At 41.5% G+C, this 12155-nt stretch carries 10 protein-coding genes; 5 read left to right on the top strand and 5 right to left on the bottom strand.

What is annotated here, in order from left to right:
* The first annotated feature begins 13 nt into the window (after positions 1-13).
* A complete protein-coding gene (gene recG / locus BQ7489_RS16340) occupies positions 14-2113 on the top strand; it encodes an ATP-dependent DNA helicase RecG (RefSeq protein WP_072531919.1) in 2100 nt (699 codons plus the stop codon).
* Positions 2114-2194: 81 nt separating this feature from the next.
* Here the strand turns inward: recG and BQ7489_RS16345 are convergent, their stop codons facing one another.
* Positions 2195-2446, bottom strand: coding sequence for a type B 50S ribosomal protein L31 (locus BQ7489_RS16345; protein ID WP_007571099.1), 252 nt, complete (start codon positions 2444-2446; stop codon positions 2195-2197).
* Between the two features lie 455 nt (positions 2447-2901).
* Here BQ7489_RS16345 and BQ7489_RS16350 point away from each other — a divergent pair, with 455 nt between their 5' ends.
* Positions 2902-3909: a class II fructose-bisphosphate aldolase gene (locus tag BQ7489_RS16350; RefSeq protein WP_072531920.1), complete on the top strand. Its 1008-nt coding sequence runs from the start codon at positions 2902-2904 to the stop codon at positions 3907-3909.
* Between the two features lie 170 nt (positions 3910-4079).
* Here BQ7489_RS16350 and BQ7489_RS16355 read toward each other — a convergent pair whose 3' ends face one another.
* Complete coding sequence (locus BQ7489_RS16355; RefSeq protein WP_072530211.1) at positions 4080-5681, bottom strand: IS1182 family transposase; 1602 nt, start codon at positions 5679-5681, stop codon at positions 4080-4082.
* A 135-nt stretch (positions 5682-5816) separates the two neighbouring features.
* Positions 5817-6371: a DUF3332 domain-containing protein gene (locus BQ7489_RS16360; RefSeq protein ID WP_072531921.1), complete on the bottom strand. Its 555-nt coding sequence runs from the start codon at positions 6369-6371 to the stop codon at positions 5817-5819.
* A 225-nt stretch (positions 6372-6596) separates the two neighbouring features.
* Between BQ7489_RS16360 and BQ7489_RS16365 the strand changes: the two genes are divergently transcribed.
* Entirely contained in the window at positions 6597-8174 is a 1578-nt protein-coding gene (locus BQ7489_RS16365; protein WP_072531922.1) for an MFS transporter, read from the top strand.
* A 74-nt stretch (positions 8175-8248) separates the two neighbouring features.
* Here BQ7489_RS16365 and BQ7489_RS16370 read toward each other — a convergent pair whose 3' ends face one another.
* Both BQ7489_RS16370 and BQ7489_RS16375 read right to left on the bottom strand, forming a co-directional pair.
* The gene (locus BQ7489_RS16370) at positions 8249-9289 is read right to left on the bottom strand and encodes a DUF4831 family protein (RefSeq protein ID WP_072531923.1); all 1041 of its coding nucleotides are present in this window, start codon (positions 9287-9289) and stop codon (positions 8249-8251) included.
* Between the two features lie 11 nt (positions 9290-9300).
* Positions 9301-10812, bottom strand: coding sequence for a bifunctional ADP-dependent NAD(P)H-hydrate dehydratase/NAD(P)H-hydrate epimerase (locus BQ7489_RS16375; RefSeq protein WP_072531924.1), 1512 nt, complete (start codon positions 10810-10812; stop codon positions 9301-9303).
* A 102-nt stretch (positions 10813-10914) separates the two neighbouring features.
* Between BQ7489_RS16375 and hpt the strand changes: the two genes are divergently transcribed.
* Positions 10915-11451, top strand: a complete 537-nt coding sequence (gene hpt / locus BQ7489_RS16380; protein WP_072531925.1) for a hypoxanthine phosphoribosyltransferase — start codon at positions 10915-10917, stop codon at positions 11449-11451.
* Between the two features lie 31 nt (positions 11452-11482).
* Positions 11483-12052, top strand: a complete 570-nt coding sequence (locus BQ7489_RS16385) for an adenylate kinase (RefSeq protein ID WP_072531926.1) — start codon at positions 11483-11485, stop codon at positions 12050-12052.
* Positions 12053-12155 lie beyond the last annotated feature (103 nt).

The following is a 12155-nucleotide window of genomic DNA, read 5'->3' on the forward strand; positions in this document are numbered from 1 at the left end:
GTGTCAATCATACATGTTCGATTTATCTACACGTGATATAAAGTATTTGCAGGGGGTGGGCCCTCAGCGTGCTTCTATTCTGAATAAGGAATTGAATATCCGGTCTTTCCGGGATCTGTTGTATTATTTCCCTTATAAATATGTTGACCGGAGCCGGTTGTATTATATTCATGAGATAGACGGTAACATGCCTTATATCCAGCTTAAGGGAAGAATTCTACATTTCGAGACAATGGGGGAAGGCCGTCAGCGGAGGCTTGTCGGGCATTTTTCGGATGGGACAGGAGTTGTTGATCTGGTCTGGTTCCAAGGACTGAAATATATTATGGGTAGGTATAAGGCAAATGAGGAGTACATTGTATTCGGTAAGCCTACGGTGTTTAACGGCCGGATCAACATAGCTCATCCGGATATTGATCCTGCCGATGACCTGAATCTTTCTTCGATGGGTCTCCAGCCTTATTACAATACTACCGAAAAGATGAAACGGAGCAGCCTGAATTCACACGCATTGGAGAAATTGATGAAGAATCTGTTTGTTTCCCTGCAGAATGAACTCTTTGATGAGACGTTAAGTCCCCGGATCATCTTGGAGAATCATCTGATGTCTTTGACGGATGCCTTATATAATATTCATTTTCCGCAGAATCCAGATTTGTTGCGTAAGGCACAATACCGTCTGAAATTTGAAGAGCTTTTTTATGTACAACTGAATATACTCCGTTATGCCAAAGAGCGTCGGAATAAATTTAAAGGGTTGGTATTCAGTAAAGTCGGTGAAATATTCAATACTTTTTATGAGAAGAATCTTCCGTTCCAGCTGACCGGGGCGCAAAAGCGCGTGATAAAGGAGATGCGTCGTGATATGGGTAGCGGGAGGCAGATGAACCGTCTTTTGCAGGGCGACGTGGGAAGTGGCAAGACACTGGTGGCGCTGATGACTATGTTGATAGCTCTTGATAACGGTTTTCAGACTTGTATGATGGCGCCGACCGAAATTCTGGCAACCCAGCATTATGAGACGATCCGGCGCTTCCTGCAGGGAATGGATGTGCGTGTGGAATTGCTCACCGGTACAATAAAGGGAAAACGTCGTGAAAAGATTCTGCAGGATCTGCTGACCGGAGATGTGCAGATTCTGTTGGGAACACATGCCGTGATAGAGGACTCGGTAAATTTTTCTTCGTTGGGGCTGGTCGTTATAGATGAACAACATCGTTTCGGTGTGGCCCAGCGTGCCAAATTGTGGGCTAAGAATACCCGTCCTCCGCATGTGTTGGTGATGACGGCTACACCTATTCCCCGTACCCTGGCTATGACCTTGTACGGTGATCTGGACGTTTCGGTCATTGATGAACTTCCACCGGGACGTAAGCCGGTCCGGACGGTCCATCAGTTTGACAACCGTCGTGCTTCCATGTATGCCTTTATCCGTAAGCAGATACAGGAAGGCCGTCAGGTCTATATTGTATATCCGCTTATTCAGGAAAGCGAGAAAATGGATATCAAAAACTTGGAAGAGGGATATCTGCATGTATGTGAAGCCTTTCCGGAATATAAGGTCAGCAAGGTTCACGGCAAGATGAAGGCTGCGGAGAAAGATGCTGAAATGCAACGTTTTCTGGCAAATGAAACTCAGATAATGGTAGCTACTACGGTTATAGAAGTGGGTGTGAATGTTCCGAACGCTTCGGTTATGGTGATTGAAAATGCCGAACGTTTCGGCTTGTCGCAACTGCATCAGTTGCGGGGTAGAGTAGGACGAGGGGCAGACCAGTCGTATTGTATTCTGGTAACGGGATATAAACTGACGGAAGATACCCGTAAACGCATCGAAATTATGGTACAGACGAATGACGGGTTCGAGATAGCGGAAGCCGATTTGAAGTTGCGTGGTCCGGGTGATCTGGAAGGAACACAGCAGAGTGGGGTAGCCTTTGACCTGAAAATCGCAGACATTGCACGTGACGGACAGTTATTGCAATATGTCCGTGAGATAGCCGAACATCTACTGGATGAGGACCCGGATGCCATGAATCCGGAGAACGTAATAGTATGGAAGGAATTGAAGGAGCTTTGTCGGAAGAATGTCAACTGGGCTGTAATCTCTTGAGTTTATACTTATTATAAAAACCGGAGCCTTACTATATTACTAATAGTAAGGCTCCGGTTTTTATAATTCTGAATATTCAGATTATTTCTTGATACGGTTATAACGGCTCATGAACTTATCAACACGACCTGCTGTATCTACCAATTTAGATTTACCAGTGTAGAATGGGTGAGAGCTGCTGGAGATTTCCAACTTAACACATGGATAAGTTTCGCCTTCGAATTCTACAGTGTCTTTTGTAGCACAAGTTGAACGAGACAAGAACATATCACCGTTTGACATGTCTTTAAATACTACCGGACGGTAGTTTTCTGGATGAATACCTTTTTTCATTTTTCAGTATATACTTTATTGTTATTATTTGCTATAGTGGTAACACCAAAAAGAGTGTGTAATGGTTTGTATTTCGGGTTGCAAAGATACAGATAATCTTTTAAATAGAAAAAAGAATTCGGCCTTTTTTTGTTTCGGATACCTTTTATTATATAGGTAATGGGATGTAATAATGTCTTTTTTATTGAAAACAGCTTCGGTTTGTCTTCTGTGGCGGTATATTACGGTATCGTCGGATAGTTTGGGATGTGGTCATTTTGTATGATGATTCCGGACGGACTGTTTGATTGTAACATGTACTTTGCATCTTTGTTGTTCTTTTGCGGAGACGTATTAATTTTCTTTGAAATCTTTTTATAAAAGGGTAAAATTTTAAAATGGAAGAAGAGCATTGATTCTTTTATTCTTATTTTTGCAGTGGAATTTAATCACTAACAATTATAAAACTTATAACAATGGTTAATTACAAAGATTTAGGCTTGGTAAACACTAGAGATATGTTTGCCAGAGCAATCAAAGGTGGATACGCTATCCCTGCATTTAACTTCAATAATATGGAACAGTTGCAGGCTATCATTAAAGCAGCTGTTGAAACGAAATCTCCGGTTATTCTTCAGGTATCTAAAGGTGCCCGTAACTATGCAAACCAGACTTTGTTGCGTTACATGGCAGAGGGTGCTGTAGCATATGCAAAGGAATTGGGTTGTGCGCATCCTGAAATCGTATTGCACCTTGACCATGGAGATTCTTTCGAATTGTGCAAATCTTGCATCGACATGGGATTCTCTTCTGTTATGATCGATGGTTCTCATCTGCCTTACGAAGAAAACGTAGCCTTGACCAAGAAGGTTGTTGATTACGCTCATCAGTTTGATGTAACTGTAGAAGGTGAACTGGGTGTATTGGCTGGTGTTGAAGATGAAGTTTGCGCAGAACATCACACTTATACTAACCCGGAAGAAGTTATTGACTTTGCAACTCGTACAGGCTGTGATTCATTGGCTATCTCAATCGGTACTTCTCACGGTGCTTACAAGTTCAAACCGGAACAGTGCCATGTTGATCCGGCTACAGGTCGTCTGGTTCCTCCTCCTTTGGCATTCGACGTATTGGATGCTGTTATGGAAAAACTGCCGGGATTCCCTATTGTTCTTCACGGATCTTCATCAGTTCCTCAGGAAGAAGTTGATACAATCAATAAATATGGTGGCAAGTTGGACGCTGCTATCGGTATTCCTGAAGACCAGTTGCGTAAGGCTGCTAAATCTGCAGTTTGTAAGATCAATATTGACTCAGACTCTCGTCTGGCTATGACTGCTGCAATCCGTAAGGTATTGGCTGAAAAACCGGCTGAATTCGATCCTCGTAAGTACTTGGGTCCGGCTCGTGACAATATGGAAAAGATGTACAAGCATAAAATTATCAATGTATTGGGTTCTGACGGTAAGTTGGCTCAGTGCTGATATCCAGGCTTTATACACCCTTTAAACAATATGAAGGCATCCTGATTTCAGGATGCCTTTTTTATGTGTTCCATTGTCATTCAGGGTCATCGTTTTGCCATTTTTCATAGAGTATGATTTATGTTTTTCCTATGTCCATGCCTTTGGTGGTATAATGTGCTGTAGATGGCTTATGCCACCCTTATATTTTGATAATTTTTGTCTGTCATTTTCTGATTTTTGATTTTAGCACACATTTTCTTTATATTAAAAGCAATGGCAAAGAAGGCAAAGTCCATTGTGACCTTGTCTTTTCCAAAATGCCTGAACCTTTTGTATCCCATGTCGTATTTGATTTGTCCAAAGACGGCTTCAGGCTCTATGCATCTTTGCCCTCTATGTTTGATACCTTTCTCTGAGGTAAGCCTTTCACGCGCTTTTTGTTTGTATTCTTTCAGCCTTTGATTGACTTCTATGGTACGTCTTGGTGACTTTGAGCTGAAACACATACATCTGAGAGGACATCCCTCACATCTGGCAGCCCTATAGGCAATGCTTTCTGTAATATATCCACTTTCAGTTTTAGAATGCCTTACACCTGTCCGCTTCATATGTTGCCCCATGGGACAAACATAATAATCTTTCTCCTTGTTATAATATAGGTTTTCCTGTTTGAAAGGATTTGTCACATATTTGTCTGCTCTTTGCTCCTTATGAAAGAAATTGTACTTGACATATGCTTCTATTCCGTTTTCTTCCATAAAGCTATAGTTCTCCTCCGAGCCATAACCGGAATCGGCAACCTCTTCTAATGGGAAACGGTTATAACGTTCATGAAACGAATTTTCAAAAGGAATCAATGTAAGAGTGTCTGTAGGATTAGGGTAGAGTCCAAAATCGACCATAAACTGGTTTTCGGTTCCGATTTGTAGATTATATCCCGGTTTTAATTGCCCGTTTCCCATAGGGTCTTCCTTCATATGCATAAATGTAGCATCAGAATCTGTTTTGGAGTAGGAATTTCGTTGGCCGAGTATTCTCATGTGCCTGTCATATTCGGCAAGTTTCTCACAGTGCGATTCCAATTGCTTGATTTGCTTTACCTTTTGTTTCTTAGCTTTCTTTTCTTCCTTGTCCGATGCGGCTGGTGCATTTTCAAGGGAGGCTTTTAACTCTGATATCATATCCGCCAGCATGGAAGGGGTAAACTCGGTAGCGGTATTTTCAATACCGGCATTCTCCTGTGCTACGACCTCATCAATCTGCTGTAGAAGAATACGTATCTTCTCAAGAAGCCTGGCACGGTTACGTTCTACGTTCTTACGCCATACGAATGTGTATCTGTTGGCTTTTGATTCAATTTTTGTACCGTCAACATATTCAACGTCAAGGCTTATGAATCCTTTGGATGCCAGAATGAGGACTATTTGTGTGAATATTCCGTTTATCTCATCCTTAACACGGTTACGGAAACGGTTTATAGTCCGGTAATCCGGCTTCTCATAACCGGCAAGCCAGATGAAATGAATATCCCGCAGCAAGGACTTTTCTATCTTACGACAGGAATAGATATTGTTCATATAGGCATACAAAACAGCTTTGAGCATCATTCGTGGGTGATAGGGAGAACGGCCGAACTCCTTATACAATTTATGGAACGAACTAAGGTCAAGATTGTCAACCATAGCATTCAGAATACGTACAGGATCGTCCGATGGAATATTTTCATCTATTCTTTGTGGGAAAAGGACGATTTGATTGGGATTGTAAGAACGAAAATGTATCTTTGCCATATTACTTTGCTTATGCTTAAAGATACAAAATCTTTAGGTAATAACAACGCCTCGGCTTGGGAAAGTCGGGGCGTTGTCATAAAAAAAGAGGGTATGCATTTTGACACACCCTCTTTATGATAACAAATTAATTGGTTATTTTGAAGCAAGGAACAAGGATCCGTTTTGAGCTGCACGGGCTGTTGATAATCCGAACATATCTGGTGTTACAGTCATTGGAGTACCATCCTTTTGCTTGAAAGTGATTGTTCCGTCTTCGTTCATGGTTATCAGTTCATAGGATTGCCCTTCTGCTATAGCGTTCCAAGTCCGGTTTTCCGGGTTGTAAACTAAATCAAGTGGCCTGTTTTCCTCTCCTTCCTTTATAATGGTATAGCCGTTTTCGTTGGTTTGTACAATGTAGTCTCCACTTTCACCATGAATAGTTTTGACTGTACCTACTTCTGCTACAGGGTTTGAACCACTCCAGAATTCAATGGAATTCAGTACCAGTATATCGGCCAGATAAGCGACTTCATATACCGGAACGATGTGAAAGGCAAGAAATACGATTTCGTTGACAAACTTATTCCCGATACTGAGGTTCCAATCTTTCAGTGTATTCCATAAGCCGAAAGAACCGATGCAGGATGAAAATAGCAAACTGCCACTTAGTATGGCGCATAATGCTGTAACTTTTGTTTTTTTCATGGCTTTTATTGCTTTAAAAGTTATAATAGTTATTCTATAGTTATGTCATAGTTCTATAGTTGACGTCTTTGAAGTCAGCTATTAAGTGTAATAAGTACTCTTCTAAGCATTACATTTTGATACAAAGTTAGAATAAATTTGGAATTGTGAAATAAAAAGACGTAAAAAAAGAGTATCTTTGTCGGAATTTTTGGCAAATGTATTTAAACTGTAATAATATCACAAATGAAAGAGCAAATTCAGAAAAAGCTGAGTGATTCAAAAGCGGCCCGTTGGACGGCCCTGCTGATTGTATCATTTACTATGATGTGCGGTTATTTTTTGACCGATGTAATGTCGCCACTGGAGAATCTGTTGACAACGAAAGGTAAGATAGTCTATTTTGCAGACGATACTTCTATGCCCGCCGACAGTCTGATTGCTAAAGTGAAGATGTTTGCTGTGGCCAACTCATTGTCTACGCCTTCTCTGACTGAAGAAAAACTTCAGGTTGGAGCTGAATATCAGTATATGGAATCTGTTGACGGGCAAACAGTGGTTGTTAACAAGAAGGTTAATTCAATTGCATCGGGCGAAGGTTGGAACAGTACGGAATATGGTTTCTTTTCAGGAGCTTATGGGTTTATCAATGTCTTTTTATTGATGTTGTTTTTCGGTGGCCTGATCCTTGATAAGATGGGAATTCGATTTACGGGTCTGATGTCGTCTAGCCTGATGGTATTGGGGGCTTTGATCAAGTGGTATGCGTTGTCTCATGACTTTGGGGAAGCTGTTCTTTGGGGGATGGATATGCAGGTACTTGTCGCTTCTCTGGGTTTTGCTATTTTTGGTGTAGGAGCAGAAATTACAGGTATTACGGTTTCTAAGATTATCGTGAAATGGTTTGCCGGTAAAGAATTGGCTTTGGCTATGGGCTTGCAAGTGGCAATGGCACGTATTGGTACGGCTTTGGCTCTGGCTGTCAGTCTGCCTGTTGCGCGTATGATCGGCAATGTTGCTGCACCGGTGCTGATAGGTGCTATCGCATTGTGTATCGGGCTTGTATCTTATCTGGTATATTGTGTATTAGACCGTAAGGAAGATGCGGCTGTGGCTGCCGAGCATAAAGAAATCGGAGTATCGGAAGAGGAAGGTTTCAAGCTCAGTGACCTGAAACTGATATTCTGTAGTAGAGGATTCTGGCTGATTACTTTACTCTGTCTGATGTTTTATGCGGGAGTATTCCCTTTCCTGAAGTTTGCTACAAAGCTGATGATCTTTAAATATGATGTCCCGGAATCTTTTGCGGGATTGATTCCCGCTTTATTGCCTTTCGGTACTATTTTGCTGACTCCTGTTTTCGGCTCGTTGTATGACCGTATCGGGAAAGGTGCTACATTGATGCTGATAGGTTCTGTTATGCTGACTGTAGTACACGTTTTGTTTGCATTGCCTATAATGAATTATTGGTGGTTTGCCGTATTGATAATGATTGTATTGGGGATTGCATTTTCTTTGGTACCGAGTGCTATGTGGCCATCAGTGCCTAAGATTATTCCCATGAAGCAGTTGGGATCTGCGTATGCCATTATTTTTTATATTCAGAATATCGGATTGTCAATGGTTCCGTTATTGATAGGGTGGGTTATCAATGATTTTGCGACCCAGTATGATAAGGCCGGAAGCGTTATTGGTTATAATTACAGTGTTCCAATGGCTGTTTTTGCTGTATTTGGTTTATGTGCAATCTTTGTAGCACTTTTGTTACGTGTGGAAGATCACAAGAAGTATTATGGACTTGAAGATGCCAATATCAAGAAATAAAGTATACAAGTGATAAAATAGAAATGGTGGAGATAAAATTTGTCTCCACCATTTCTGTCTTTACTGTTTGAGGACTAGTCTTTATCGATCTTTACGATTGCCCCTGTATTAGGATTGAATACGATACGGGTGTTTAACTTTTTGTCGAACAAGTCATCCATCAGTATTTCGGTCGTACCGAATTGGGTAACAGGGACTTCTCCTTTGAAGTATTGTTTCCCTTGATATTCTATTGTTATATTTCCTTTTCCCGGAATGTTGTAAATGACCCCGTCCTGTTTTTTCTTTTTCTTTTCATTTTCCACCGGAACGGGAGCCGAACTGTTTATTGTTATGTAAATAGGTTCTCCGGCCAAATCGTCGTCCTTTAATATACCCAGTTCGCGGGAAAAGCGGGCGGCTATTTTATCTTTTACATTATCTTGTGGCGTTACTTGGATGCTGAATATTTTGTCTTCCCGGTCTGTGGTGCCGGCAAACATCTCAGTAAGGGCTTTTTCCTGTTTGTCGAGATTGTCCATTATCAGTTTCAGAGAGGCACCGTCTTTCGGCATCGTGTCTGCTTGCCCACGGAGAATCAGATTCTTGCTTTCCCGGATATTATAGATTTCTTTTGCTGTAAGTTCCGCCATTTTTGCTGTAGAGCCCGCCATGAGAATTTCTTCAGTCATGTATTTTCTTGCATTCTCATGTGGCTGTACGGTTTCCAGTTCGTAGCTGATGTTATAGGTCCCTGTATTTGTCGTGTTTACAGCTTTGACAATTCCATCATTTGTCAGTTCTACGTTACTGGCTTGTGATTTGTCTTTCAGTTTGACCAGATAGATTTTTGTTGAATCGGGTATACCGACAGACTGCACGTCAATTTGTTTGATTTCCCAGTAATCTTCGGGTTGTGACTTTACATTATTGAGGCGGAGATATCTGTTCGCATATTGGCAGAGTTCTCCGGGTTTGTAGGTAATATGGGTCGCGATGACATTGATTTCCAGCGATGTCTTTGGTAAAAAATATACAATGCCCTTATCATCTGGAATATATGTACTGATATCTTGTGCTGAAATATACGCTGTACAACAGAGTAGTGTACTTAAAGCGAAAATTGTTCTCTTCATAAAGCGTTTCTTTATTTTGTTAACATTTTCCAGGCTTCCGGGAGTGCCGAAATGATGTCACTGGCCGTCAGGCTGATTTCTCCGACATGGCTGGCTGCAATGTCTCCTGCCAGTCCGTGTACATACACTCCTAATTTACATGCATCCTCTTGGGAATATCCTTGAGCCAAAAGTGAAAGTAGGATTCCGGTCAGGACGTCACCGCTTCCGGCTGTTGCCATACCAGGATTACCTGTCGGATTGAAGTGACAATACCCTTCTGGAGTGATAATGGCTGTATATGCACCTTTCAATATGATGTAGCATTGGATATATGAAGCGAGTTCTTTTGTCTTTGTCAGGCGCTCAAAGCTATTGCTACATCTCCCGATGATACGTTCCAGTTCACCTATATGGGGAGTCAGTATACTCCGTTTGGGTATCCGGTTCAGGTAATTGCGGTGTGAGCTGAATATGTTCAGGGCGTCGGCGTCCAGAACCAACGGTATGAAACATTCGCTCAACTGATCGAAAAGGGCGAAAGCCGTTTCTTCTTCCTGTCCGATGCCCGGCCCTATGGCCAGTGCCTGGAAAGCATCCAGATCAACAGGCTCGGCAAAATAGAGGTTGTGTACATCGTTCTGTACTATTGCTTCTGGAACGGCAGTTTGCAGGATGTCATGATTGCATACCGGGACGTGTACGGTCAGCAGACCGATTCCAGAGCGTATACAGGCCCGGGCTCCTAGAACAGAAGCACCTGCCATACCATATGAACCGGCTATGAACAGTCCATGGCCGAAATTTCCTTTATGTGAAAAACGGTTGCGTGGCTTGATCAGGCGTTGTATTTCTTCCTTTTCCATTATTTGGAATGGAGTTTCAGCCTTATTGATGTAGTCTTTACTGATTCCGATATCCAGTAGTTTCCATTCGCCTACAAATTCATCATTTTCTGGAAAAAGGAATGATAGTTTAGGCAGTTGGATGCTAAGGGTAAGGTCTGCCTGGATAATATTCTGGCGTACATTGTATGAATTATCTTCACCCATCAGTCCGGAAGGAAGATCTATGGATACTACTGTCGCTTGGGATGCATTGATGTATTTTACAACAGAAGCGAATCCTCCACTCAGAGGCTTGTTTAGTCCTGAACCGAAAAGTCCGTCTACCACAATATCATATTGGGTAAGTTTCGGTGGATCGAATGTAGTGCTGATTTCATGGTAGTCGGCGAATCCGCAGTCTTTTAGCCGCTTTACGTTAGTCATGCAGTCATCCGACAATGTACCTTTTGTATTGAACAGGAATACTTCCACTTTATAATTCTTGAGAAACAGCATACGGGCTACGGCTACAGCATCTCCTCCATTGTTCCCGGCTCCGGCAAAGATAATTATGCGGCGGGTGTGGTCCCAGCGGCGACTGATCTCTTCAGCAATCAGGGATGCTGCTTTTTCCATCAAATTGATGGATAATATGTTTTCATGGGCGATAGTGAAATTATCGGCCTCCTTCTGTTGTGTACAACTTAAAATCTTCATCTTTCTGTTTCAATAGCTATTTGTCGGTAAAAGTACGAAAAAAGTATAGAAATTTGAGGGATAATTCGTATTTTTGTCCCAATAAAATAAAGTTGTAGTAATATGGATGTAATTCAGATAAAAGATAAGCGTTTCAAGACATTTATTTCAGAAAAAAAGATCTTGAAGGAAGTGGAACGGGTGGCAGCGGATATCAACCGTGATCTGGCCGGATGCAATCCTCTTTTTCTGAGCGTTCTGAACGGCTCGTTTATGTTTACAGCCGATTTGATGAAGTGTCTTTCCATACCTTGCGAATTATCTTTTGTCAAATTAGCTTCCTATGAAGGGACCTCTTCTTCCGGGAAAATGAAGGAACTGGTCGGATTGAATGAAGATATTACTGGCCGTACGGTAGTTATAGTGGAAGACATAGTGGATACAGGCTTCACTATGCAGCACCTGATTGAGATGCTGAAAGCTCGTAACCCTGAACGGATTCTTATTGCAACATTGCTGGTGAAGCCCGATAAACTGAAGGTTGACCTGAACATTGATTATATTGCAATGAATATTCCGAACGATTTCATCGTTGGTTATGGCTTGGATTATGATGGTTTGGGACGTAATTATCGGGATATCTATACTGTGGTAGAATAATTCGTTTAATAAATAAACTTAAGGTAAAAACATGTTGAATATTGTAATTTTCGGTGCTCCGGGATCCGGTAAAGGTACTCAGAGTGCCCGTATTGTGGAAAAATATGGTTTGAACCATATTTCTACAGGTGATGTATTGCGTGCAGAAATTAAGAATGGAACAGAACTAGGAAAGACTGCAAAAGGTTATATTGATAATGGTCAGTTGATTCCCGATGCTTTGATGATTGACATTCTGGCTAGTGTATTCGATAGCTTTAAGGATAGCAAAGGGGTAATATTCGATGGTTTTCCACGTACAATTGCACAGGCTGAGGCTTTGAAGGAAATGCTGAAAGCACGTGGTCAGGAAGTTTCTATCATGTTGGATCTGGAAGTACCGGAAGATGAACTGATGACCCGTCTGATTAAACGCGGACAGGAATCAGGACGTGCCGATGATAATGAGGAAACTATCAAGAAGCGTCTGGTCGTATATCATTCCCAAACTGCTCCATTGATTGACTGGTACAAAAATGATGGTAAATACTGTCATATCAATGGTCTTGGAACAATGGAAGGTATCTTCGGTGATATCTGCACTGCTATTGATAAGCTTTAATTATAATATCGGGAAGAATGAGGAATCTTTGGACAAGTTGAAGATTCTTTATTCTTCTTTTTATGTATAGAAATCTGTTTTGTTTATATTTCGTAGGGATACG

The organism is Bacteroides ilei, from assembly GCF_900128495.1.
Lineage (GTDB): Bacteria > Bacteroidota > Bacteroidia > Bacteroidales > Bacteroidaceae > Phocaeicola > Phocaeicola ilei.

Coding starts and splice junctions, on each gene's coding strand:
- BQ7489_RS16365 (WP_072531922.1), top strand. CDS start 6,597: ATGAAAGAGCAAATTCAGAAAAAGCTGAGTGATTCAAAAGCGGCCCGT.
- BQ7489_RS16355 (WP_072530211.1), bottom strand. CDS start 5,681: ATGGCAAAGATACATTTTCGTTCTTACAATCCCAATCAAATCGTCCTT.
- BQ7489_RS16375 (WP_072531924.1), bottom strand. CDS start 10,812: ATGAAGATTTTAAGTTGTACACAACAGAAGGAGGCCGATAATTTCACT.
- recG (WP_072531919.1), top strand. CDS start 14: ATGTTCGATTTATCTACACGTGATATAAAGTATTTGCAGGGGGTGGGC.
- hpt (WP_072531925.1), top strand. CDS start 10,915: ATGGATGTAATTCAGATAAAAGATAAGCGTTTCAAGACATTTATTTCA.
- BQ7489_RS16370 (WP_072531923.1), bottom strand. CDS start 9,289: ATGAAGAGAACAATTTTCGCTTTAAGTACACTACTCTGTTGTACAGCG.
- BQ7489_RS16345 (WP_007571099.1), bottom strand. CDS start 2,446: ATGAAAAAAGGTATTCATCCAGAAAACTACCGTCCGGTAGTATTTAAA.
- BQ7489_RS16385 (WP_072531926.1), top strand. CDS start 11,483: ATGTTGAATATTGTAATTTTCGGTGCTCCGGGATCCGGTAAAGGTACT.
- BQ7489_RS16360 (WP_072531921.1), bottom strand. CDS start 6,371: ATGAAAAAAACAAAAGTTACAGCATTATGCGCCATACTAAGTGGCAGT.
- BQ7489_RS16350 (WP_072531920.1), top strand. CDS start 2,902: ATGGTTAATTACAAAGATTTAGGCTTGGTAAACACTAGAGATATGTTT.